The organism is Streptomyces sp. NPDC001532, from assembly GCF_040298625.1.
GTDB lineage: Bacteria > Actinomycetota > Actinomycetes > Streptomycetales > Streptomycetaceae > Streptomyces.
This window is the reverse complement of the sequence record NZ_JBEPAL010000007.1, coordinates 166,337-192,622: the sequence shown is the minus strand read 5'-3', so window position 1 is coordinate 192,622 and position 26,286 is coordinate 166,337. Positions and strand designations below refer to the sequence as shown.

The window sequence follows — 26,286 nt, the reverse complement described above, 5'->3', positions numbered from 1 at the left end:
AAGGACTTCTAGATGACTGTTGTCACGACCGCGGACACCCGTTCCGCACGCCGGATCGACGTGGCACTGGGCGAGCGTTCCTACCCCGTGCACATCGGTCCGGGCGTACGCCACCTGCTGGCCGGGGTGATCGCCGAACTCGGCGCCCGGAAGGTGGCCGTGGTCTCCGCCAGGCCCCGCGACATGCTCCCGGACCCCGGTGTGCCCGCCCTGCACCTGCAGGCGCGGGACGGCGAGGAGGACAAACGCCTCGCCACCGTGGACCGGATGTGCCGGGCCTTCGCCGAGTACGGTCTGACCCGCGCGGACGCGGTGGTGTCCGTCGGCGGCGGCACCACCACCGACTCGGTGGGGCTGGCGGCGTCGCTGTACCACCGCGGCATCCCGGTCATCCACCTGCCGACGACGCTGCTGGCCCAGGTGGACGCCAGCGTCGGCGGCAAGACCGCGGTGAACCTGCCGCAGGGCAAGAACCTCGTCGGCCAGTACTGGCAGCCGACGGCGGTGCTCTGCGACACCGACTTCCTGGAGACCCTCCCGGAGCGCGAGTGGCGCAACGGGTACGGGGAGATCGCCCGCGCGCACTTCATCGGCACCGGTGACCTGCGCGGACGCCCGCTCGTCGAGCAGATCGCGACCAGCGTGGCGTGCAAGGCGAAGATCGTCGCCGCGGACGAACGGGACGACTCCATCCGGCACATCCTCAACTACGGGCACACCCTCGGGCACGCGCTGGAGCGGGCCACCGACTTCGCGCTGCGGCACGGCGAGGCGGTGGCGATCGGCACGGTGTTCGCCGGCCGGCTGGCCGGGGCGCTCGGGCGGATCGACCGGGCGAGGGTCGACGAACACCTGGAGGTGGTGCGGTCGTACGGACTTCCGCACCGGCTGCCGGCCGGTCCCACGGAGTCGGAACTGCTGGAGCTGATGCGGCTGGACAAGAAGGCGATGACCGGTCTCGCCTTCGTCCTGTCCGGCCCCGACGGGCCCGAACTGGTCGACGGGATACCGGAGTCGGTGATCCTGGACGTGCTGGCGGGGATGCCCAGGGAGGAGTGAGGACGAGGAGCACGGACAACGGGCCGCCCCGGTCGTCGAGACGACGACCGGGGCGGCTTCTCGTCGTGCCCCGGACCGCACCGCCCGGCACGGGGAGGAACGGCGAAAGCCCGCGCGGCGAACCTGCGCGGGCTTCCGGCTGCGGTGCCTCCCCTCGGGTCAGGCGGTCGCGGCCGCCAGCGGCGCCGCGAGCGCGGAATGCGCCTCCTGGACCAGGGCCCGTACGTCCTCGGGGCCGGCGGCGGCGCCGTAGACGTAGTAGTCGGGGCGGATCAGGACGGTGGTCGCGCCGCCGGCGGTCAGGAACGGCAGGTAGACGCCATCGACGTCGACCACCTCGCCCGGGCCCGCCGCCGCCGGGTCGCTGCCGGCCGGCAGGACCCGCACGGTGTGGGCGCCCAGCCGGGCGAGGACGTCCCGCTCCGCGTCGCCCAGCAGCACGGCCGGGTCCTCGGTGGTGAGCAGGACGAAGCCGAGGCCGACGACCTCGTCGAACAGGGCCCGCGCCGTACCTCGGGCGACCCGCGCCTGCGGGGAGAGCGTGCCGGCCGGGCGGGCCGGCCTGCCGTTCGCCGCGCGGCGCAGGAAGCCCTTGGCGAGCGGCTGGAGCGGGGAGCGCTGCTGGGTCTCGCCGCGCGCGGCGGCGCGTTCGGCGGCGGCCTTCATCACCAGGTCGCGGTCGGCGGCGGCCTTGGGGTCGGTCTGGCAGATGATCCGGCCGAGGTTGACCGACATGGTGATGGCCCACTTCACATGGGTGCGGCGCTCCTCCTCGTAGTCGTCGAGCACCTGCGGCCCGACGGTGCCCGCGAGCAGCGCGTCCAGCCGCCAGGCCAGCGCGCCCGCGTCCCGGAAGCCGGAGGACATGCCCTGCCCGGCGAACGGCGGCATCAGGTGGGCGGCGTCGCCCGCGAGCACCAGCCGGCCGCCGTGCCAGCGGTCGGCGTGGCCCGCCTTGAAGCTGTAGACGTGGTGGCGGCGCAGGGTGGAGTTCTCCGGGGTGGCGTCGAACAGCTTCAGCAGCTCCCAGGCGGCCTCCGGGGTGTTCAGCCCCTCGATGGTCTCCCCCGCGACCCGCATGAACTCGTAGCGGCGGTTGCCCGGGCCGGCCGAGACCGAGGTGCGGGGCCGGGCCGGGTCGCAGATCTGGAGGTTGTTCGGCTCGAAGGTCCGCCCGTCGTGGTGGACGACGTCGCAGACCAGCCAGTCGTGGGAGAAGCCGGTGTCGGACAGCTCGCTGCCGAGCGCGCGGCGCACGAAGCTGTTGGCGCCGTCGCAGCCGACCACCCAGGAGGCGGTGAAGACCCGCTCGCCGCCGTCCCGGTCGACCGCGGTGACCTCGACCGTGTCACCGTGCTCGGCGAGCGCGATCACCTCGTGGCCGCGGTGCACGGTGATGTTGTCCAGGCCGGCGCCGCGCGCCTCCATCTCGGCCTCCAGCGCGGGCTGGTACATCGAGGTGGACTCCGGCCAGCCGGCCAGCTTCCGCTCCGCGCCGTCGATGTGCAGCAGCACCTGGCCGTCGGCGTTGCGCCACAGGTACTCGCCGGACGGCTCGCCGATCCTGCCGACCAGCCCGCCGATGCCGGCGGCGGACAGGGTGCGGGCGCCCTCGCCGTCGAAGGCGACGGCCCGCGGCATCGGGTAGGCCTGCGGCCACCGCTCCACGACGGTGACGGTGCGGCCCCGGTCGGCCAGCAGCAGCGACAGCAGCTGGCCGACGGGCCCGTAGCCGACGATCAGGACGTCGGCGTGGACGGTCGTGCGCGTCACCTCAGACACCCCCGTTCGCGGTGTCGGCCGCCAGCTGCTCGACCAGGTACTCGGCGACGTAGAGCGGCGTCGGGTAGTCGAACAGCAGCATCGGGCTCAGCGCGATGCCGGTCGCCTCGACGAGCCGGTTGCGCAGTTCGACGGCGCTGAGCGAGTTGAAGCCGACCTCGAAGAACGGGCTGTCGCCGTCGAGTTCGTCGTCGAAGGTCTCGTCGGGGTTCTGCTGGGTGCGGGCGATCTCGGCCTCCGCGGTGATCAGGTCGATCAGGGCGTCGGTGCGCTCCGCGTCGCTCAGTCCGGCCAGCCGCTCCAGCAGCTGCCGCCGGGTCGCCTCCAGGGCCGCTTCCTCGGGCTCGGCGCCGGGGGTGGTGGTCTCGGTCGCTTCCTCGACGGCGGTGATGGTTTCGGTCATGACGGTGCCGGCCTCCAGCCAGTAGTCGCGGCGCTGGAAGGCGTACGTCGGGAGTTCCACCCGCCGTGCCTCCTCCGGGAACAGCGCCGTCCAGTCGATGGGAACGCCCCGGGTGAACAGTGCGCCCGCCGCGCCGAGGGCGGTGTGCGCGTCGGGGGCGTCGACGCGCTGGGCGGGGACGAAGGCGACGCCGTCGGCGGCGTCGTCCAGGCAGCCGGGCCCGAGCGCGGACAGCACCGCGCCGGGGCCGAGCTCCAGGAAGGTGGTCGTGCCGTGCTCGTGCAGGGCGCGCACCCCGTCGGCGAACCGGACGGCGGCGCGGACGTGCTGCACCCAGTACTCGGGCGAGGTCAGCTCGGCGGGTGTGGCGATCTTCCCGGTGACGTTGGAGACGACCGGGACGCGCGGCGCCTGGTAGGTGAGCCCGGTGGCGGTCTGCCGGAACTCGGCCAGCATCGGCTCCATGAGCGGCGAGTGGAAGGCGTGGCTGACGGTGAGCCGCTTGACCCGCCTGCCCTGGGCCCGCAGCCGCTCCCCGATCGCCTCGGCCTCGGCCTCGACGCCGGACACCACCACGGACCGCGGCCCGTTGACGGCGGCGATGCCGACGCCGTCGGTGAGCAGCTCCAGCATCTCCTCCTCGGTCGCCTGGACGGCGACCATGGCGCCGCCGGCCGGCAGGGCCTGCATCAGCCGGCCCCGCGCCGTGACCAGGCGGGCCGCGTCGGCGAGGCTCCACACCCCGGCGACGTGCGCGGCGACCAGCTCACCGACGGAGTGCCCGGCCAGCGCCTGCGGGCGCACGCCCCAGGACTCGTAGAGGCGGTACAGGGCGACCTCGACGGCGAACAGCGCGGGCTGGGTGAACTCCGTGCGGTTCAGCTCGTCGGCGTCGACGTCCTTCAGCGGCTTCGGCAGATGCCGGTCCAGTTCGGCGACGACCGCGTCGAAGGCCTCCGCGAAGACCGGGTAGGCCTCGTACAACTCCCGCCACATGTCGGGCCGTTGCGAGCCCTGGCCGGTGAACAGCACCGCCAGGCGGCCCTTCGTACGGCTGCCGCGGGCGATCCCGGGCGCCGAGGTGTCGCCCTCGGCGACGGCGCGGACCTTCGCGCGCAGGGCGTCCAGGCCGTCGCCGACGACCACGGCCCGCTCGTCGAAGGCGGTACGGGTCAGCACCAGCGAGCGGCCGACCGAGTACGGGGTGACGTCGTCGCCCGCGCCGGCGAGGAAGGCGTCCAGCCGGGCGGCCTGCTCGCGCAGCGCGTCGGCGGACTTGGCGGACAGCACCCAGGCGACGGGACGGCCGGCCGCGGGGCCCGCCGGGGCCTCGTCCTCGGCGTCGGCCTCCTCCAGCAGGACATGGGCGTTGGTGCCGCTGATGCCGAACGAGGAGACACCGGCGCGGCGCGGGCGGCCCTCCTCCTTGGGCCAGGGACGGGCCTCGGTGAGCAGTTCCACCGCTCCGGCCGACCAGTCGACCTTCGGGGTGGGCTCGTCGACGTGCAGGGTCTTGGGCAGTTCCTCGTGGCGCAGCGCCATGACCATCTTGATGACACCCGCGACACCGGCGGCGGCCTGCGCGTGCCCGATGTTCGACTTCAGCGAACCCAGCCACAACGGCCGGTCCTCGGGCCGGTTCTGGCCGTAGGTCGCGATCAGCGCCTGCGCCTCGATCGGGTCGCCGAGGGTGGTGCCGGTGCCGTGCGCCTCGACCGTGTCCACGTCCGCCGGAGCGAGCCGGGCGGCGGCGAGGGCGGCCTTGATGACGCGTTCCTGGGAGGGGCCGTTGGGCGCGGTGAGCCCGTTGGAGGCGCCGTCCTGGTTGACGGCCGAGCCGCGGACCACGGCGAGCACGGTGTGCCCGTTGCGCCGCGCGTCCGACAGCCGCTCCAGGACCAGCACGCCCGCGCCCTCGGCCCAGTTGGTGCCGTCGGCGGAGGACGAGAACGCCTTGATGCGGCCGTCGGGGGCGAGCGCGCGCTGGGCGGCGAACCCGACGTAGGCGTCCGGCGTGGCCATCACGGCGACACCGCCGGCGAGCGCCATCGAGCACTCGCCGCCGCGCAGCGCCTGCACGGCCATGTGCAGGGTGACGAGGGAGGACGAGCAGGCGGTGTCCACCGTCACGGACGGGCCGGTCAGGTCGTACAGGTAGGAGACCCGGCCGGACAGCACGCTGCCGGACTTGCCGAGGCCGAGGAAGGCGTCGACCCCCTCGGGAAGCTTGCGCACCCCGTTGGCGTAGTCGTGGTACATCAGGCCCGCGAAGACACCGGTGTCGGAGCCGCGGACGGTGTGCGGGTCGATACCGGCCCGCTCCAGCGCCTCCCAGACCAGCTCCAGCAGGATCCGCTGCTGCGGGTCGGTGCCCAGGGCCTCCCGGTCGGAGAGGCCGAAGAAGCCCGCGTCGAAGGCGCCGGCGCCGTGCAGGACGCCGGCCTCCTTCACATACGTCGTGCCGGGGTGGCCGGGCTCCGGGTGGTAGAGGTTGTCCAGGTCCCAGCCGCGGTCGGTGGGGAAGCCGGTGACGCCGTCGCGCCCGCCGGACACCAGGGACCACAGCTCCTCCGGGGAGGCGATGCCGCCCGGCAGCCGGCAGGACATGCCCACGATGGCGATGGGCTCCTGGGCGGCCGCGGTTATCCGCTCGTTCTCCCGCTTCAGCCGCTCGTTCTCGGTGAGGGAGGCGCGCAGGGCCTCGACGAGCTTTCCGTCGGAAACAGTCATGATCTTCTCTCCCGGTCCGAGACCGAATCAGTTGGCCGCGCCGCTGAGGGCACGGGCGACGAGGCTCTCCACGTCCATGTCGGCGATCAGCCCGGCGGCCGCCTCGGCCTCCTGCGCCTCCGGTGCCTGCGGTGCCGGTCCGGCGTCCGGGGCGGGGGCCGGGGCCAGCGCCTCGTGCAGGCGCTTCGCCAGGGCGACCGGGGTCGGGTGGTCGAAGACGAGCGTCACCGGCAGCCGGACGCCCGTGCGGGCGGCGAGCTGGTTGCGCAGTTCGACGGCGGTCAGCGAGTCGAAGCCGAGGTCCTTGAACGCCTGGTCGTCCTCCACCTGGTCCGCGCCCGCCAGTCCGAGGACGGCGGCGGCCTGCTCGGCGACCAGCTCCAGCAGCGCCTGGGCGCGCTCCTCGGCCGGCAGTGCGGCCAGCCGCTCCGCGAAGGACTCGGCGGCGGCCGGGGCGGCGGCGGTCTGCGCCGACCGGCGGGCCGGGCGGACCAGGGCCCGCAGCAGGGCGGGGGTGGCCTCCTCCGACGTACGGGCGCGCAGCGCCGGGAAGTCGAACCGGGCGGCGACCAGGGCCGCCTCCGGGCCGCGCAGGGCGGCGTCGAAGAGGGCCATGCCCTCGGCCCCGGTCAGCGGCCGCATCCCGCTGCGCGCCATCCGCTCGCGGTCGCTGCGGGCGAGGGTGTCCTGCATACCGCCGTCCTGCTCCCAGACGCCCCAGGCGAGGGAGACGGCGGGCAGGCCCGCCTCGTGGCGCTGCCGGGCGAGCGCGTCCAGCCAGGCGTTGGCGGCGGCGTAGTTGCCCTGGCCGGCGCTGCCGACGGTGCCCGCGATGGAGGAGTACAGGACGAAGGCGGCCAGGTCCTGGTCCTTGGTCAGCTCGTGCAGGTTCCAGGCCGCGTCGATCTTCGGCCGGAACACGGTGTCCAGCCGCTCCGGGGTGAGCGCGGTGACCACGCCGTCGTCGAGGACGCCCGCGGTGTGCACGACCGCCGTCAGCGGGTGCTCCAGGCAGCCGAGCAGGCTCTCCAGGGCGGCGCGGTCGGCGGCGTCGCAGGCCTCGATCCGCACCCGCGCGCCCAGCCCGGCGAGATCGTGCAGCAGTTCCTCGGCGCCCTCGGCCGCCAGTCCGCGGCGGCTCGTCAGGACCAGGTGCCGCACCCCGTGCTCGGTGACCAGGTGCCGGGCCAGCAGCGCGCCCAGCGTGCCGGTGCCGCCGGTGATCAGGACCGTGCCCTCCGGGTCGAGGACGCCGAAGCCGTCCGCGTCGACGAGGCCGGCACGGGCGAGACGCGGCGCGGTGACCACGGACTCCCGCACGATCAGCTGCGGTTCGCCGGACTCGACGACCGCCGCGGCGAGCTCGCCGGGCGTCGGACTGCCGTCGGTGTCGACGAGGACGTACTGCCCGGGGTTCTCGGACTGCGCGGACCTGACCAGGCCCCATACGGCGGCCGCCGCGGGGTCGGTGGCGTCGGCGACGGCACCGCGGGTGCGCAGGACCAGACGGGCCGGCTCCAGTTCGGGAGCGGCGGACCAGGTCCGGACGAGGTCCAGGGCGCGCACGGCCAGGGCGCGCGCCCGCTCCGGACCCTCGGCGGCCGACGCCTCGGTGAGGTCGGCGACGACCACGTCCGGCCGCTCGGCCCCCGCCCGCACCGCCGCGACCAGCGCGGGCAGGTCCGGGTGGTCGGTGCCGAGGACGGCGGTACGGACGTCGGCGCCACCGGTGACGGTGACCGGTGTCCGCTCCACCCGGAACAGCGCGTCCTGGGCGACGGCCTTCCGCGCCGCGAAGGCGTCCGGCGACAGCGGCCGGGTGACCAGGGCGCCGATCGCGGCGACCGGGGCGCCGGTCCGGTCAGCCAGCTCCAGCGCGATGCCGTCGCCGTCCGCCGCGACCGCCCGCAGGCGCAGCGCGGCGGCGCCGGAGGCGTGCAGGGCGACCTGGTTCCAGGCGAACGGCAGCCGGGTCTCCCCGTTCTCCTCGCCGAGGAACCCGGTGGCCTGGAGGGCGGCGTCGAGGAGGGCCGGGTGGATGCCGAAGCCGTCCGGGGACTGGCCCTCGGGCAGCTCGACCTCCGCGTACACCTCCTCGCCCTTGGTCCACACGGCGCGCACGCCCTGGAAGGCGGGGCCGTAGCCGAACCCGGCGGCGGCCTTCCTCTCGTAGAAGCCGGTCAGGTCGACCGGCTCGGCCTGCGCGGGCGGCCAGGCGCTCAGGTCGAACGCCGGCTCCCGCGTCTGCTCGGTGAGGGTGCCGGTGACGTTCCGGGTCCACGGGGTGTCCGGGCCGGCGTCCTGCGGCGTGGAGTACAGGCCGACGGAACGCCGGCCGTCCTCGTCCGGGCCGCCGACGACCACCTGGACACGGACGCCCGGCCCCTCCGGCAGCACCAGCGGTGCCTCCATGACGAGTTCGTCGACCGTGCCGGCCCCGACCTCGTCACCGGCCCGCACCACGAGCTCGACCAGGGCCGCGCCGGGCACCAGGACCGTGCCGCCGACGGCGTGGTCGGCGAGCCAGGGGTGGGTGCGGACCGACAGCACACCGGTGGCCAGCACCCCGCCCGAGTCCGGCAGCTCCACCGCGGCGCCCAGCACGGCGTGCTGGGCGGAGGTCAGCCCGAGGGACGCCGCGTCGGTGCGGGTCTCCAGGGGGCGCAGCCAGTACCAGTCGCGCTGGAAGGCGTACGTCGGCAGTTCGACGCGGCGTCCGCCGGCGGCGAGCGCGGTCAGCTCGGTCGGCAGCCCGGCCGCGAACAGCCGGCCGACCGCCGTCACCGCGCTGTGCGGCTCGGCGGCACCGTTGCGCAGGAACGGCACGAACAGCGCGTCCGAGTCGTCCGCGACGCACTCCTGGCCCAGCGCGGTGAGCACCCCGCCGGGACCCAGTTCGAGGAACGCGGTGACGCCCTGCTCCTGGAGCGCCGGAATCGCGTCGGCGAAGCGGACGGCGTCGCGCACGTGGCGGACCCAGTACTCCGGCGAGGAAAGCTCCTCGGCGGTGGCCAGTTTGCCGGTGACGTTGGAGACGACACCGATGCGCGGTGCGTTGTACGTCAGTCCGGCCGCGATCTGCCGGAACTCGGCCAGCATCGGGTCCATCAGCAGCGAGTGGAAGGCGTGGCTGACGGTCAGGCGCTTGGTCTTGCGGCCCTGCGCCTCGAAGGCGGCGGCGACCGCTTCCGCGGCGGCCTCCTCGCCGGAGACCACCACCGAGTTCGGGCCGTTGATCGCCGCGATGCCGACCCCGTCGGTCAGCAGCGGCAGCACCTCCGCCTCCGTCGCCTGCACCGCGACCATCGCACCACCCGACGGCAGCGCCTGCATCAACCGGCCCCGCGCCGCGACCAGACGCGCCGCGTCCGCCAGGCTCCAGACGCCCGCCACGTGCGCGGCGGCCAGCTCACCGATCGAGTGCCCGGCCACGAAGTCCGGACGCACACCCCACGACTCCGCCAACCGGAACAGCGCCACCTCGATCGCGAACAGCGCGGGCTGCGTGAACTCCGTGCGGTTCAGCTCCTCGCCGTCCACGTCCTTCAGCGACTTCGGCAGATACCGGTCCAGTTCGGCGACCACCGCGTCATACGCCTCCGCGAACACCGGATAGGCCGCGTACAACTCACGCCCCATGCCCAGGCGTTGCGAGCCCTGGCCGGTGAACAGTACGGCGATCCGGCCGCCGCCCGTCGTGGAGGAAGCGGTCTCCCCTGCGGCCAGGGCGCGGAGTCCGGCCACCGCCTCTTCGCGGTCGGCGGCGACCACCACGGCCCGGTGCTCCAGGGCGGCGCGGCCGGTCAGCAGCGACCAGGCCACGTCCCGCAGGTCGGCCGGCTCCTCGGTGAGGTGGTCGGCCAGCCGGGCCGCCTGGGCCCGCAGCGCCCGCGCCGAGCGGCCGGAGACGACCAGCGGCAGCGGGCCGCTGAACCCCTCGCGTTCCTCGACGACTTCGTCGGCGTCCGGTGCCTCCTCGATGACGACGTGCGCGTTGGTGCCGCTCACGCCGAAGGACGAGACACCCGCCCGACGGGCGCGGCCCTCCTCCTTGGGCCAGGGACGGGCCTCGGTGAGGAGTTCCACCGCGCCCGCCGACCAGTCGACCTTCGGCGACGGCTCGTCCACGTGCAGGGTCTTCGGCAGCTCCTGGTTCCGCAGCGCCATCACCATCTTGATGACGCCCGCGACACCGGCGGCGGACTGCGCGTGCCCGATGTTCGACTTCAGCGAGCCCAGCCACAGCGGCCGGTCCTCCGGCCGGTTCTGGCCGTAGGTGGCGATGACGGCCTGGGCCTCGATCGGGTCGCCGAGCGAGGTGCCGGTGCCGTGCGCCTCGACCGTGTCGACGTCCGCCGGGGTCAGCCGGGCGCTGGCCAGGGCGGCCTTGATGACCCGCTGCTGGGAGGGCCCGTTGGGCGCGGTCAGGCCGTTGGAGGCGCCGTCCTGGTTGACGGCCGAGCCGCGGACGACGGCGAGCACCTGGTGCCCGTTGCGCCGCGCGTCCGACAGCCGCTCCAGCAGGAGCAGTCCGGCGCCCTCCGACCAGTTGGTGCCGTCGGCGGCCGCCGAGAAGGCCTTGGCGCGGCCGTCCTTGGCGAGGCCCCGCTGGCGGGAGAACTCGACGAAGCCGTCCGGGGTGGCCATGACGGCGACGCCGCCGGCGAGGGCCATGGTGCACTCGCCGTTGCGCAGGGCCTGGGCCGCGAGGTGGATCGCGACGAGCGAGGAGGAGCAGGCCGTCTCCACGGTCACCGCGGGCCCTTCGAGGCCGAGGGTGTAGGAGACGCGGCCCGCGGTGGCGCTGCCCGAGTTGCCGATGCCGAGCATTCCCTCCACGGCCGGCGGGATGTGCCGTCCGGTGGGGGCGTAGTCGTGGTACATGACGCCGGTGAAGATGCCGATGCTCCGACCGCCCAGCGAGGTCGGGTCGATGCCGGCCCGCTCGAAGGTCTCCCAGGAGGTCTCCAGCAGGATCCGCTGCTGCGGGTTCATCGCCAGCGCCTCGCGCGGGGAGATCCCGAAGAAGGCGGCGTCGAACTCGCCCGCGTCGTGCAGGAATCCGCCGTGCCGGGCGTAGGAGGTGCCGGTGTGGTCGGGGTCGTCGTCGAAGAGCGTGTCGAGGTCCCAGCCGCGGTTGTCGGGGAACTCGGTGATGGCGTCGACTCCGTCGGCGACCAGCCGCCACAGGTCCTCGGGGCCGGTGACGCCGCCGGGGAGCTTGCAGCCCATGGCGACGATCGCGATCGGCTCGTGCCGCTCCTCCTCGATCTCACGGACCCTGCCGTTGGCGCGGCGCAGGTCGGTGAGGGCCTTCTTCAGATAGTCGCGGAGCTTGTCCTCGGTGCTGCCCGAGGGGCTTGCCGGGTTTCCGGTGCTGTTGCTCATGTCTGCCTCTGTGTCCTTTCGGTCTCCGTGTCGTCCGTTCAGGACAGACCGAGCTCGCTGTCGATGAGGGCGAACATCTCGTCGTCGGACGCGGTGTCCAGGTCCAGCAGGTCCTCCTCGGTCTCCTGCTGGGCGGGGTGCAGGCTCTCCCACTGGGCGGTGAGGTCCTTCAGCCGCTGGGCGACCAGCTGGGCCTGGGCGACCAGGTCGCCGGTGGCGCCGGCCGGGCGGGCCGCCATGGCCCGCTCCAGACGGTCCAGTTCCGTGAGGACGGAGAGCCCGTCGTCGGTGTGCGGCATCTCCGGCTCCAGTTGTTCGAGCAGCAGCTCGACGAGCGCCGCGGGGGTCGGGTGGTCGAAGACGAGCGTCGCGGGCAGCCGTACGCCGGTGGCCTCGGTGAGCCGGTTGCGGAACTCGACCGCGGTGAGCGAGTCGAAGCCCGCGTCCTTGAAGGCCCGGCCGGTGTCGATGGTGGCCGGGTTGGCCACTCCGAGCACCGCGGCGACCTGCACCCGCACCACGTCGAGCAGCAGCTGGCGCTGCTCCTGCGGGGTGCGTCCGGCCAGCCGCTGGGCCAGCGTCTCGCCGGCCGGCGCGGCGGCGGACTTGGCGGCGCGGCGGGCGGGCGGCCGGACCAGGCCGTGCAGGATCGGTGCGATCGTCCCGCCGCCGGCGGCCTGGCCGCGCAGTTCGGCGAGGTCCAGCTTGGCCGGTACGAGCAGCGCCTCGGTGGAGCCGAGGGCCGCGTCGAACAGGGCCAGGCCTTCCACGTCGGGCAGGCCGAGCATGCCGCCGCGCTTGCCGCGGTCGCGGTCGCCGCCGTCGAGGTGGGCGGTCATCCCGGTCGCCCCGGCCCACAGGCCCCAGGCGAGTGCGGTGCCGGCCAGCCCGGTGTCCCGGCGCAGTCGCGCGAGGCCGTCGAGGAAGGCGTTGGCGGCCGCGTAGTTGGACTGGCCCGGGTTGCCGAAGACGGCGGCGGCGGACGAGTAGAGCACGAAGGCTGCCAGGTCCTGGTCCTTCGTCAGCTCGTGCAGGTTCCACGCCGCGTCCACCTTGGGCCGCAGCACCTTCGCCAGCCGTTCGGGCGTGAGCGCGGAGACGATGCCGTCGTCGAGGACACCGGCCGTGTGCACGACCGCCGTCAGCGGCTGCTCCAGGGAGCCGAGCAGGCTCTCCAGGGCGGCGCGGTCGGCGGCGTCGCAGGCCTCGATCCGCACCCGCGCGCCCAGCCCGGTCAGCTCGTCCAGCAGTTCCCGCGCGCCCTCGGCGGCCGGCCCCCGGCGGCTGGTCAGCACCAGCCGGCGGACGCCGTGCTCGGTGACCAGGTGCCGGGCCAGCAGGGCGCCCAGGGTGCCCGTGCCGCCCGTGATGAGGACCGTGCCCTCGGGGTCGAGGCGGCGGGGCTCCGCGGACGTCTCGCGGGCGAGCCGCGGTGCGGTGGCCTCGCCGTCGCGCAGCGCCAGTTGCGGTTCGCCGGTGGCGAGGGCGGCGCGCAGCCGCTCGGCGGACGCCTCGTCGGAGTCGACCAGGACGATCCGGCCCGGGTTCTCCGACTGGGCGGTGCGGACCAGGCCCCAGACTGCGGTGCCGGCCGGGTCGGTCACGTCCCGGACCGCGCCGGCGGTGCGGACGACCAGCCTGGACCCGTCGAACCGGGGCTCGCCGAGCCAGGCCTGGAGCACGGCCAGCGTCCGGGCGACCACCTCGTGGGCGGCCTTGTCGTCGCGGCCCGTCTCCGAGACGTCCAGCAGCAGCAGTTGCGGCACCGAGGCGGACTCCGCCAGGGCCCGTACGGCGGCCTCGTCGGCGACCGGCGAGGGCGTCGGGCCGCTCTCCTGCGGCAGCGACACCGGGATCCAGTCGACGCGGTACAGCGCGTCGTGGGCCGGGCCACTCGCCGCGCCGAGCTGGTCGGCGGAGATCTCCCGCATGGCGAGGGTGCCGATGGCCGCCACCGGGGCTCCGGTGTGGTCGGCCAGCTCCAGGGCCAGGCCGTCGGCGCCCGAGCGGACCGCTCGGACGCGCAGCGCGGAGGCGCCGGAGGCGTACAGGGCGACCTGGTTCCAGGCGAACGGCAGCTTGGTGACCCCGTCCTCGCCGGTGCCGAGGAAGCTGGTCGTCTGGAGGGCGGCGTCGAGGAGGGCCGGGTGGATGCCGAAGCCGTCCGGGGACTGGCCCTCGGGCAGGACGACCTCCGCGTACACCTCCTCGCCCTTGGTCCACACGGCCTGGACGCCCTGGAAGGCGGGGCCGTAGCCGTAGCCGGCGGCGAGCTGGCGGTCGTAGAAGCCGTCCAGGTCGGCCGGTTCGGCCTGGGCGGGCGGCCAGCTGCCGAAGTCGAACGCCGCGTCCTCGCTCTGTTCGGTGAGGAAGCCGCTGACGTGCCGGGTCCACCCGGCCTCCGGCCCGGCGTCCTGCGGTGCCGAGTGCACGGAGACCGCGCGGCGGCCCAGCTCGTCGAGCGCCGACACCGACACCTGGATGCGGGTGCCGCCCTTCTCGGGCAGGACCAGCGGGGCCTCGATGACCAGTTCCTCGACGACGCTCGTGCCGACCTCGTCACCGGCGCGCACCACCAGCTCGACCAGGGCCGCGCCGGGCACCAGGATCGTGCCGCCGACGACGTGGTCGGCGAGCCACGGCTGGGTGCGGACCGACAGCAGGCCGGTGGCCAGCACCCCGCCCGACTCGGGCAGTGCCACCCAGGCCCCGACCAGCGGGTGGTCGGCGCCGGTGAGTCCGAGCGAGGCCGCGTCACCGCCGCCGCCCCAGACCTGCGGCCAGTACCACTCGTGCTGGAAGGCGTACGTCGGCAGCTCGACGCGGCGGGCGCCGGTGCCGTCGAACAGCGGCTTGAAGTCGACCGCGCGGCCGGCGGCGTACACCGTGCCGAGCGCGGACAGCACCGCCTCCGCCTCGTCCCGGCCGCGCCGCAGCAGGGTCGCGAGCCGGATGTCGGAGCCGTCCAGGATCTCCTGGGTGAGGGCGGTGAGGACGCCGTCGGGGCCGGCCTCCAGGAAGGTGGTCACGCCCAGCTCGTGCAGCGCGGCCACACCGTCGGCGAAGCGGACGGCGTCACGCACGTGGCGGACCCAGTACTCCGGCGAGGTCAGCTCCTCGGCGGAGGCCAGCTTTCCGGTGACGTTGGAGACGACACCGATGCGCGGCGCGTTGTACGTCAGTCCGGCCGCGATCTGCCGGAACTCGGCCAGCATCGGGTCCATCAGCAGCGAGTGGAAGGCGTGGCTGACCGTCAGGCGCTTGGTCTTGCGGCCCTGCGCCTCGAAGGCGGCGGCGACCGCTTCCGCGGCGGCCTCCTCACCGGAGACCACCACCGAGTTCGGGCCGTTGATCGCCGCGATGCCGACCCCGTCGGTCAGCAGCGGCAGCACCTCCGCCTCCGTCGCCTGCACCGCGACCATCGCACCACCCGACGGCAGCGCCTGCATCAGACGACCGCGCGCCGCGACCAGACGCGCCGCGTCCGCGAGACTCCACACCCCGGCCACGTGCGCGGCGGCCAGCTCACCGATCGAGTGCCCGGCCACGAAGTCCGGACGCAGGCCCCACGACTCGGCGAGGCGGTACAGGGCGACCTCGATCGCGAACAGCGCGGGCTGGGTGAACTCGGTGCGGTTCAGCTCCTCCGCGTCCTCGAAGACGACGTCCTTGAGCGGCCTCGGCAGATGCCGGTCCAGTTCGGCGACGACCGCGTCGAACGCCTCGGCGAACACCGGCAGGCTGCCGTACAGCTCGCGGCCCATGCCGATCCGCTGCGAGCCCTGGCCGGTGAACAGCACCGCCAGGCGGCCGTCCAGGGTGGCCGGGCCGGCGTCGCCGGTGGCGAGGGCGCGCAGCGCGGCCACCGCCTCGTCGCGGTCGGCCGCCACCACCACGGACCGGTGCTCCAGCGCCGCGCGGCTGCTGACCAGCGACCAGGCCACGTCCCGCAGGTCGGCGGGCTCCTCGGCGAGGTGGTCGGCCAGCCGGCCGGCCTGGGCCTTGAGGGCCTGCGCCGAGCGGGCGGACACCACCAGCGGCAGCGGGCCGGTGAAGGCGTCGCGGGTCGCGGCGGTCTCCTCGGCGTCCGGTGCCTCCTCGATGACGACGTGCGCGTTGGTGCCGCTCACGCCGAAGGACGAGATGCCGGCCCGGCGGGCGTGCGCGTCGTCGCGCGGCCAGGGGCGGGGCTCGGTGAGGAGTTCCACCGCGCCCGCCGACCAGTCGACCTTCGGCGACGGCTCGTCCACGTGCAGGGTCTTCGGCAGCTCCTCGTTGCGCAGCGCCATCACCATCTTGATGACGCTGGCGACACCTGCGGCGCCCTGCGAGTGGCCGATGTTGGACTTCACCGAGCCGAGCCACAGCGGGTCCCGGTCGTCGCGGTCCCGGCCGTAGGTGGCGATCAGCGCCTGGGCCTCGATCGGGTCGCCGAGGGCGGTGCCGGTGCCGTGCGCCTCGACGGCGTCCACGTCGGCCGGGGTGAGGCCGGCGTTGGCGAGGGCCTGCTTGATGACCCGCTGCTGTGAGGGGCCGTTGGGCGCGGTAAGGCCGTTGGAGGCGCCGTCCTGGTTGACGGCGGTGCCGCGCACCAGCGCCAGCACCTGGTGGCCGTTGCGCCGCGCGTCCGACAGCCGCTCCAGGAGCAGCACGCCGACGCCCTCGGACCAGGCCGTGCCGTCCGCGCCGGCGGAGAACGCCTTGACGCGGCCGTCCTTGGCGAGGCCCCTCTGGCGGGAGAACTCGATGAAGGTGTCCGGGGTGGCCATCACCATGGCGCCGCTCGCCAGCGCCATCGAGCACTCGCCGCCGCGCAGCGCCTGCACGGCCATGTGCATCGCGACGAGGGACGAGGAGCAGGCGGTGTCGACGCTGAGCGACGGGCCTTCCAGGCCGAGCGTGTAGGAGACGCGGCCGGAGGCGACGCTGCCCGCGGTGCCGGTCAGCCGCAGTCCCTGGAGTTCGGCCGGGGCCTGCTGGAGTCGGACGGTGTAGTCGTGGCTGATGATGCCGGTGAAGACGCCGGTGTCCGTGCCGCGCAGGGCCGCCGGGTCGATGCCGGCCCGCTCCAGGGTCTCCCAGGTGACCTCCAGCAGCAGCCGCTGCTGCGGGTCCATCGCCAGCGCCTCACGCGGGGAGATCCCGAAGAAGCCGGCGTCGAAGTCGCCGACGTCGTGCAGGAACGCGCCCCGGTCGACGTACGACTTGTCGATGGCGTCCGGGTCCGGGTCGAACAGCGTGTCCAGGTCCCAGCCGCGGTTGTCGGGGAAGCCGCCCATGACGTCGACGCCCTCGTCGACCAGCCGCCACAGGTCCTCGGGGCTGGTGACGCCGCCGGGGAAGCGGCAGCCCATGGCGACGATCGCGATCGGCTCGTCGGCGCCCGCGGTGTCCTGGGAGGCGTGCCGCGTGGTGGTCGCGACGGCCGCGGCGGGCTGGTCGTCGATGCCGAGTTCGGTGCGGAGGTGACGGGCCAGGACGGCCGGGGTCGGGTAGTCGAAGACGACGGTCGCCGACAGCCGCACTCCGGTGGCGGCGGAGAGCCGGTTGCGCAGCTCGACCGAGGTCAGCGAGTCGAAGCCGGCGTCCTTGAAGGCCTTCTCGCCGTCGATGGTGTGGGCGGCGGAGTGTCCGAGGACGGTCGCGGCCTGGGCCCGCACCAGGTCGAGCAGATGCTGCTCCTGCTCCTGCGGCGAGAGCGCCGCGAGTTCCTGGACCAGCGAACCGGTCGACGCGGCGCCGGACTTGGCGGCCTGCCGGGTCTGCCGGACCAGGCCGCGCAGCAGCAGCGGTACGGGGTTGCCGGACGCGCGGGCCTGGAGGCCGGCAAGGTCGAGGCGGGCCGGGACCAGCGCGGCCTCGGGCGAGCGCAGGCCGGCGTCGAAGAGGGCGTTGCCGATCTCGGCGGTGATGCCGAGCATGCCGTCCCGCTTGTTGCGCTGGAGGGCCGCGCTGTCCAGGTTCTCGGTCATGTTGCTGGTCTCGGACCAGAAGCCCCAGGCCAGGGAGGTGCCGGGCAGGCCGAGTGCGCGGCGGTGCCGGGCGAGGCCGTCGAGGAAGCCGTTGGCGGCGGCGTAGTTGCCCTGGCCGGGGTTGCCGAAGACGCCGGAGGCGGACGAGTAGACCACGAACGCGGACAGGTCCAGGTCCCGGGTCAGCTCGTGCAGGTTCCAGGCCGCGTCCACCTTGGGCTGGAAGACCTTGGCCAGCCGTTCGGGGGTCAGCGCCGAGATCACGCCGTCGTCGAGGACACCGGCCGTGTGCACGACCGCCGTCAGCGGCTGCTCCAGGGAGCCGAGCAGGCTCTGAAGGGCCGTGCGGTCGGAGGCGTCGCAGGCCTCGATCCGCGCGTGGGCGCCCAGCTCGGCGAGTTCGGCGAGGAGTTCGCCCGTGCCCTCGGCGGCCATGCCCCGGCGGCTGGTGAGCACCAGGTGCCGGACGTCGTGCTCCTCGACCAGGTGCCGGGCCACCAGGCGGCCCAGGGTGCCGGTGCCGCCGGTGAGCAGGACGGTGCCCTCCGGGTCGAGGGCGCGCGGGACGGTGAGGACGACCTTGCCGATGTGCCGGGCCTGGCTGACGAACCGGAAGGCCTCGGGGGCCTTGCGGACGTCCCAGACCTTCACCGGCAGCGGGGCCAGAGCGCCCCGCTCGAACAGGTCGACCAGGTCGGTGAGGATCTCATGGACGCGGTCCGGGCCCGCCTCCACCAGGTCGAACGCCTGGTAGGCGACGCCGGGGTGAGCGGCGGCGACCTCTTCCGGGTCGCGGATGTCGGTCTTGCCCATCTCCAGGAAGCGTCCGCCGCGCGGCAGCAGGTCGAGCGAGGCGTCCACGAACTCGTGGGCCAGCGCGTCGAGCACGACGTCCACGCCGCGTCCGCCCGTCGCCTCCAGGAAGCGCTCCTTGAAGGCCAGGTCGCGGGAGTTGCCGATGTGCCGCTCGTCGAGGCCGCCCGCGCGCAGCGCGTCCCACTTGCCGGGGCTGGCGGTGCCGAAGACCTCGGCGCCCGCGTTGCGGGCCAGCTGGACGGCGGCCATGCCGACACCGCCGGCGGCGGCGTGCACGAGGACCGACTCGCCCTCGCTCAGCCCGGCCCGGTCGAACAGGCCGTAGTAGGCGGTGGTGAAGACGATCGGGACGCTCGCGGCCTGCTCGTACGTCCAGCCGGTGGGCATCCGCACGAGGTGCCGGTGGTCGGCGAGCGCCTGCGGGCCGAAGCCGTCGCGCAGCAGACCCATCACGCGGTCGCCGGGCTTGAGGGAGGTCACGCCGGGCCCGGTCTCCAGGACCACGCCGGCGCCCTCGCCGCCGAAATGGGCGTTGCCGGGGTACATGCCGAGCGCGATCAGGACGTCCCGGAAGTTCAGTCCGGCGGCGCGGACCGCGATCCGCACCTGGCCCTCTGCCAGCGGCTCGCGCACCTCGGGGCTGGGCAGCAGCGCCAGGTTCTCCAGGGTGCCGGTGGCGGTGACGTCCAGGTGCCAGGCGTCGGTGCCGGCCGGGACGGCCAGGGCGTCGGAGCCGGCGGCGCGGGCCAGGCGCGGCGCGGTGACCCGGCCGGCCCGGACCGCCAGCTGCGGTTCGCCGGTGGCGAGCGCGGCGGGCAGCGCGGTGCGGGAGGCGGGGTCGTCGTCGAGGGCGGCCACGGCGATCCGGTCGGGGTTCTCGGACTGGGCGGAGCGCAGCAGGCCCCACACCGCCGAGGCGGCCGGGTCGGTCAGCGGGTCGCGGGTGAGGACGACCAGGCGGCCGTCCTCCTCCGCCAGGTGGCTCTGGAGGGCGGCGAGGACCCGTGCCGTCAGGTCGAGCGCGCCGGCGGGGCCGTCGGCGGCCGGCTCGGTGAAGTCGGCGACCGTGTCGCCGGTCCCGGCGGCGACCTCCGCCGCGCCGTCCTCGGTGGCGACCGGGGTCCAGTCGACGAGGAACAGGGCGTCGTGGACCGGCGTGCGGGCGGCGCCGAGCTGGTCGGCGGCGACCGGCCGCAGCACCATCGAGCCGATGGCGGCGACGGGCGCGCCGGAGTGGTCGGCCAGCTGGAGGGAGACGCCGTCGGAGCCCGCCGGAACGGCCCGGACGCGCAGCGCGGAGGCGCCGGAGGCGTGCAGGGCGACCTGGTTCCAGGCGAACGGGAGCCGGGTCTGCTCGGCGTCGGCCTCCTGGCCGGGGCAGAAGGTGCTGGACTGGAGGGCGGCGTCGAGGAGGGCCGGGTGCAGTCCGAAGCGGGCGGCGTCGGCGGCGGACTCCTCGGGCAGCGCGATCTCGGCGAACACCTCGTCGCCGCGCCGCCAGACCTGCCGTACGCCCTGGAAGACGGGCCCGTAGTGGAGGCCTGCGGCGGCCCGGCCCTCGTAGAAGCCGTCCAGGTCGACCTTCTCGGCCTGCGCGGGCGGCCAGGCGGTCAGGTCGAAGGCGGCGTCGGCGGGCTGCTCGGTGAGGCTGCCGGTGACGTGCCGGGTCCACGGGGTCTCCGGGCCGGCGTCCTGCGGGGTGGAGTACAGGCTGACGGTCCGCCGGCCGTCCTCGGCGCCGCCGACGACGACCTGGATGCGGACGCCGCTGCGCTCCGGCAGGACCAGGGGTGCCTCGATGACGAGTTCCTCGACGGCGCTGGTGCCGACCTCGTCACCGGCCCGCACGACCAGCTCGATCAGCGCGGCGCCCGGCACCAGGACGGTGCCGGAGACGGCGTGGTCGGCCAGCCACGGGTGGGTGCGCAGCGAGAGCAGGCCGGTGGCCAGCACGCCGCCGGAGTCGGGCAGCTGGGTGACCGCGCCGAGCAGCGGGTGCCCGGCTCCGGCGAGCCCGGCGCCGGAGACGTCGGCCGCGCCGCCGGCGTCCTCCAGCCAGTAGCGCTCGCGCTGGAAGGCGTACGTCGGCAGCTCGACGGGGCGGGCGTCGGTACCGGCGAGGACGTGCTCCCCGTCCAGTGCGGCCCCGTGCTCGAAGAGCCGGCCGAGGGCGGTCATGACGGCGCGCGGCTCGGGGACGCCGCCGCGCAGCAGGGTGACGAACGCGGTGCCTTCGGCGTCGGGCAGGCAGCCCTGGGCGAGGGCGGTGAGGACGCCGTCGGGGCCGGCCTCCAGGAAGGTGGTGACGCCCAGCTCGTGCAGGGTGGTCACGCCGTCGGCGAAGCGGACGGCGTCGCGCACGTGGCGGACCCAGTAGTCCGGGGAGGACAGCTCTTCGGCGGTGGCGAGCTTTCCGGTGACGTTGGAGACGACACCGATGCGCGGGGCGTGGTAGGTCAGTCCGGCGGCGATCTGCCGGTACTCCTCCAGCATCGGGTCCATGAGGCCCGAGTGGAAGGCGTGGCTGACGGTGAGGCGCTTGGTCTTGCGGCCCTGCGCCTCGAAGGCGGCGGCGACCGCTTCCGCGGCTGCCTCCTCGCCGGAGAGGACCACGGAGTTCGGGCCGTTGATCGCCGCGATGCCGACGCCGTCGGTCAGCAGCGGCAGCACCTCTTCCTCCGTCGCCTGCACGGCGATCATCGCGCCGCCCGACGGCAGCGCCTGCATCAGGCTGCCGCGCGCGGCGACCAGACGGGCCGCGTCGGCGAGGCTCCAGACGCCCGCCACGTGCGCGGCGGCCAGCTCGCCGATGGAGTGCCCGGCGACGAAGTCCGGACGCAGGCCCCACGACTCGGCGAGGCGGTACAGGGCGACCTCGATCGCGAACAGCGCGGGCTGGGTGAACTCGGTGCGGTTCAGCTCCTCCGCGTCCTCGAAGACGACGTCCTTGAGCGGCCTCGGCAGATGCCGGTCCAGTTCGGCGACGACCGCGTCGAACGCCTCGGCGAACACCGGCAGGCTGCCGTACAGCTCGCGGCCCATGCCGATCCGCTGGGCGCCCTGACCGGTGAACAGCACCGCCAGGCGGCCGTCGGCGGCCACCGTGCCGCCCTCGCCGCCGGCGATCGAGCGCAGTTCGGCGACGGCCTCGGCCAGGTCCTCGGCGACCACGGCGGCGCGGTGCTCCAGGGCGGCGCGCGAGGTCAGCAGCGACCAGGCGACGTCCCGCAGTTCGGCCTGCGACTCGGTGAGGTGGTCGGCGAGCCGGTCGGCCTGCGCCCGCAGCGCCTGCTCGGAGCGGCCGGACACCACCAGCGGCAGCGGCCCGGTGAACTCCGCCCGCTCCACCGGGGTCTCGTCGGCGGCGGGCGCCTCCTCGATGACGACGTGCGCGTTGGTGCCGCTCACCCCGAAGGACGAGACACCGGCGCGGCGCGCACGGCCCTCCTCCTTGGGCCAGGGGCGGGCCTCGGTGAGGAGTTCCACCGCTCCGGCCGACCAGTCGACGTTCGGCGACGGCTCGTCGATGTGCAGGGTCTTGGGCAGTTCCTCGTGGCGCAGCGCCATGACCATCTTGATGACACCCGCGACACCGGCGGCGGCCTGCGCGTGCCCGATGTTCGACTTCAGCGAACCCAGCCACAACGGCCGTTCCTGCGGCCGGTTCTGGCCGTAGGTCGCGATCAGCGCCTGCGCCTCGATCGGGTCGCCGAGCGTGGTGCCGGTGCCGTGCGCCTCGACCGTGTCCACGTCCGCCGGCGTCAGCCGCGCGCTCGCCAGCGCCTGGCGGATCACCCGCTCCTGGGAGGGGCCGTTGGGCGCGGTCAGGCCGTTGGAGGCGCCGTCCTGGTTGACGGCCGAGCCGCGGACCACGGCGAGCACGGTGTGCCCGTTGCGCCGCGCGTCCGACAGCCGCTCCAGCAGGACCACGGCGACGCCCTCGGACCAGGCGGTGCCGTCCGCGGACGCGGAGAAGGCCTTCGCCCGGCCGTCCTCGGCGAGACCGCGCTGCCGGGAGAACTCCACGAAGACGCCCGGCGTCGGCATCAGGGCCGCGCCGCCCGCCAGGGCCATGGAGCACTCGCCGCCGCGCAGCGCCTGCACGGCGAGATGCAGGGCGACCAGGGACGACGAGCAGGCGGTGTCGACGGTGAGGGCGGGGCCCTCCAGACCGAGGGTGTAGGAGACCCGGCCGGAGGCGACACTGCCGGCGATACCGATGCCGAGGTAGCCCTCGGTGCCCTCGGGCACCTGGTGGACGGTGCTGCCGTAGTCGTGGTGCATCAGACCGCTGAAGACGCCGATGTGCGAGCCGCCCAGCGAGGTCGGGTCGATGCCGGCCCGCTCGAAGGTCTCCCAGGAGGTCTCCAGGAGCAGTCGCTGCTGCGGGTCCATGGCGACGGCCTCGCGCGGGGAGATCCCGAAGAAGGCGGCGTCGAACTCGGCGATCTGCGGCAGGAAACCGCCGTGCCGGGTGTAGGAGGTGCCGGGGTTGTCGGGGTCCGGGTGGTACAGCGCGTCCAGGTCCCAGCCGCGGTTGTCGGGGAACTCGCTGATGGCGTCGACACCGCCGGCGACCAGCCGCCACAGCTCCTCCGGCGTGACCGCGCCGCCGGGCAGCCGGCAGCCCATCGCGACGATCGCGATCGGCTCGTCGGAGACGGCGAGTTCGGGCAGCTCGGCCGGGGAGTCCTCGTCCGCGGAGCGCAGCAGCCGCTTGCGCAGGTAGGCGGCGACCGCGACCGGCTTCGGGTGGTCGAAGGCGAGGGTGACCGGCAGGTGGAGCCCGGAGTCCTCGGTGAGGCGGTTGCGCAGCTCCACGGCGGTGGCCGAGGTGAAGCCCAGCTCCTTGAAGCTGCGGGACGGGTCGAAGGCGGTCAGGCCGGTGATGGCGCGGACCTGGGTGGCGACCAGCTCCAGCAGCACGCGGTCCTGCTCGGCCTCGGGGAGACCGGCCAGGCGGGCCCGCAGCGCGTCGGTGGAGTCCGCGTCGGGCGCGGCGGCCGTGGTGGCGGGGGTGTCCACGACGTCGGCGAACAGCGCGGGCAGCGGCTCCGCGGCCAGCGGATCGAGGCGTACGGCGGTCAGCTGGGGCTGCGCGACGGTGTGCGCGGCGTCGAACATCGCCAGCGCCTCGTGGGTGCTCAGGGTGCCGGTGCCGGCCGCGGCGGGGTGGCCGGGGGCGGTGTCGGCGGTGCCGTCCCAGGGGCCGAGCGCGAAGGACAGCGCGGGCAGGCCGAGGGCGTGGCGGTGGCCGGCGAGGGCGTCGACCGCGGCGGCGGCAGCGGCGGCGGCGCCGTGGCCCGGGGTGCCGAGCAGACCGTCGGCGGTGGGCACCAGGACGAACGTGGCGAGGGTGGAGTTCTTGGTGAAGTCGTGCAGCGCGAGGGCGCCGCGGACGGCCTGGCGGCGGCCGCGTTCGCTGTCCAGGTCCTCGCGGCCCGCGGTGTGCACGATCGCGGTCACCGGCGCGGGCGCCTTCGGGAACAGCTTGGCGAGGGCCTTGCGGTCGGCGACGTCGGCGGCCTCCAGGCGCACGTCGACACCGGCCTCGGCGAGGTCGTCGCGCAGTGCCGCGGCGGCGGCGTCCTTGCGGCCGCCCTTGCTGACCAGCAGCACCTTGCGGGCCCGGTAGACGGCGACCAGGTGCCGGGTGATGTGCTCGGCGGCGACCCCGTCGGCGCCCGTGACCAGGACGGTGCCGCTGGTGTCGGGTGCGGCGGCGCGGCCGCCGTGCGTGGCGGCGGCGACGGCGCGGACCAGACGCGGGCGCAGGACGACGCCCTCGCGGACGGCGGTCTGCGGTTCGCGGGAGGCGACGGCGAGCGCGAGCGCGGCGGCCAGGCGGGACTCGTCGTTCTCCTCGTCGGCGCCGAGGTCGACGAGCAGGAACCGGTCGGGGTGAGCCGACTGGTAGGCGCGGACCAGGCCCCACACCGCGGCGTGCGCGAGTCCGTCGAGGGCGTCGTCGGGGCCGGTGGCGACGGCGTCGCGGGTGGCGAGCAGCAGCGGCAGGCCGGTGGTGCGCTCCTCGGCGAGCCAGGCGTCCAGGGTCTCGGTGAGGCGGGCGACCAGCGCCTCGGCGGCCTCGGCGCGGCGGGCCGCCCCGGTGCCGTGGGTGTCGTCGCCGAGCAGCAGCACCGCGACGTCGGGGGCGTCGGCTCCGCCGGCGAGTTCCTCGGTGAGGGCGTCCAGGGCGTCGATGCCGCAGGTGGCGTCGACGTCGGCGAGCGCGGCGAGGCCGCCGAGGGAGAGGTGGGTGTCGACGGTGTGGCCCAGCGCCTCCAGGGCGGCGGCCAGTCCGGTGCCGTAGATGTCGCCGGCGAGCGCCCAGCGGGCGGCGGCGGCGGGCCGCGGGGCGGGCACGGAGGGCAGGGGCAGCCAGTCGGTGCGGAACAGGGAGGGGTAGCGGCCGTCGCCGGAGGCGCGCAGCCGGGCCGGGCGCTCCAGCAGCACATGGCGCATGATCTTGCCGGAGGCGGTGCGGGGGACGCGCTCGACCTCGTACACCTCCTCGGGGACCTTGTAGTAGGCGAGGTTCTCCCGGCAGGCCTCGAACAGCCGCTCGAGGTCGACGCCTTGCGGGCCGGGGACCAGGAAGGCGACCGGGACCTCGCCGAGCACGTCGTGCGGGCGGCCGGCGACGGCGACGTCGGCGACGCCGGGCACCGTGCGCAGCACCTCCTCCACCTCGCCGGGGTGGATGTTCTCGCCGCCGCGGATGATCAGTTCCTTGATGCGGCCGGTGACGGTGAAGTAGCCCTGCTCGTCGCGGCGGGCCAGGTCGCCGGTGCGGAACCAGCCGTCCTGGAGGGCGGCGGCGGTGGCCTCGGGCTGGTTGTGGTAGCCGACCATCACGCTGGCGCCCTTGACCCAGACCTCGCCCTCCTCCCCCACGGGCACGTCCTCGCCGGACTCCGGGTCGACCAGGCGCACGTCCAGGCCGGGCACGGGCAGACCGCAGGAGCCCTCGACGCGGGCGCCGGTGGGCCAGTTGATGGTGATGGAGCCGCAGGTCTCGGTGGAGCCGTAGGCGTCGAGCAGCGGCGCGCCGAAGGTGTCCTCGAAGGCGCGGCGCAGCTCGGCGGTGGTGATGGCGCCGCCGACCAGGCACATCCGCAGCTCGGGGGCGGTGAAGCCACGCTCGCGGGCGGCCTGGACGAGGTAGTGGTACATCGTCGGCACGCCGGCGAGGAAGGTGGCCTTCTCCTCGCGTACGGCGTCCAGGATCTCCCCGGCGGAGAAGCCGTCGACGATCCGGGCGGTGGCGCCGACCGCCGTCACCGTCAGCACGCACACGATGTGGGCGAGGCTGTGGAACAGGGGCAACGGCCAGACGACCCGGTCCTCGTGGGTGAGGCCGGGGATCGGGGCGTAGCAGGCGGCGACCGACGTCAGGCAGTTGCGCTGGGTGGACAGCACGCCCTTGGGCCGGCCGGTGGTGCCGGAGGTGTAGAGCATCCAGGCGACGTCGTCCAGGCCGAGGTCGTCGCGGGCCGGCTCGGCGGGCTCCGTCTCGGCGAGCTGCTCGAAGTGGACGGTACCGGCCGGGGCACCGACCGGTACGCCCTCGTCGCCGGTGACGACCACCTTCAGCTGCGGCCGGTCCTGGACCAGCCGGGACACGACCTCCAGCAGCGCGGGCTCGGTGATCAGCACTCGGGCGCCGCTGTCGTCGAGGAGGTAGGAGAGCTCGGCCTCGGTCAGGCGCGGGTTCAACGGGACACCGACGGCCGCCGCACGGGTGATCGCGAGGTAGCTCTCGACGAACTCCACGCTGTTGCCGTGCAGGATCGCGGCCCGGTCGCCCGGTTGCAGTCGCAGACCGGCCAAGTGGCCGGCGAGCCGTCGAGTGCGCGCCTCCAGTTCGGCGTGGCTCACACTCCGCCGCGCATCGCGGTACGCGACCTTGGCCCCGAAGCGATCGGCATTCGCCCTCAGCAGGTCGGGCACCGGCCGGATCAATTCGGTTCGCAGCATGGCGGACACCTCTCGTCGAGTGAAAGACTTCTGCAGCGGAGACAACAGCGTCACATTTCCGCCGCCGATCCGATCCACTATCAACCCCCCTAGGAGGGCCCTGTATTGCCGCCCGGCCGCATGCCGGGACAGGGGGGTGTGACTCAATGCGAAGGT

General features: G+C 74.7%; 3 protein-coding genes and 2 pseudogenes. 1 reads left to right on the top strand and 4 read right to left on the bottom strand.

The window, feature by feature from the left end; genetic code table 11:
• Positions 1–12: 12 nt before the first annotated feature.
• A complete protein-coding gene (locus ABT232_RS09790) occupies positions 13–1,059 on the top strand; it encodes a 3-dehydroquinate synthase family protein (protein WP_351838311.1) in 1,047 nt (348 codons plus the stop codon).
• A gap of 159 nt (positions 1,060–1,218) precedes the next feature.
• Here ABT232_RS09790 and mhpA read toward each other — a convergent pair whose 3' ends face one another.
• The 4 genes and pseudogenes from mhpA to ABT232_RS09770 form a co-directional block, all read right to left on the bottom strand.
• Positions 1,219–2,832 (bottom strand): bifunctional 3-(3-hydroxy-phenyl)propionate/3-hydroxycinnamic acid hydroxylase MhpA, encoded by a 1,614-nt coding sequence (gene mhpA / locus ABT232_RS09785; protein WP_351838308.1) that lies wholly within the window; start codon positions 2,830–2,832, stop codon positions 1,219–1,221.
• A gap of 1 nt (position 2,833) precedes the next feature.
• Positions 2,834–3,019 (bottom strand): annotated as a pseudogene (locus ABT232_RS38435) (acyl carrier protein); the annotation flags it as partial.
• A gap of 231 nt (positions 3,020–3,250) precedes the next feature.
• Positions 3,251–11,314, bottom strand: a pseudogene (locus tag ABT232_RS09775) (SDR family NAD(P)-dependent oxidoreductase); the annotation flags it as partial.
• An 86-nt stretch (positions 11,315–11,400) separates the two neighbouring features.
• On the bottom strand, positions 11,401–26,130 hold the full coding sequence (locus tag ABT232_RS09770) for an SDR family NAD(P)-dependent oxidoreductase (protein WP_351838300.1): 14,730 nt from the start codon (positions 26,128–26,130) through the stop codon (positions 11,401–11,403).
• Positions 26,131–26,286 lie beyond the last annotated feature (156 nt).

Excerpts from the sequence above, each read along its gene's own strand:
- ABT232_RS09770 (WP_351838300.1), bottom strand. The coding sequence starts at position 26,130 with ATGCTGCGAACCGAATTGATCCGGCCGGTGCCCGACCTGCTGAGGGCG.
- ABT232_RS09790 (WP_351838311.1), top strand. The coding sequence starts at position 13 with ATGACTGTTGTCACGACCGCGGACACCCGTTCCGCACGCCGGATCGAC.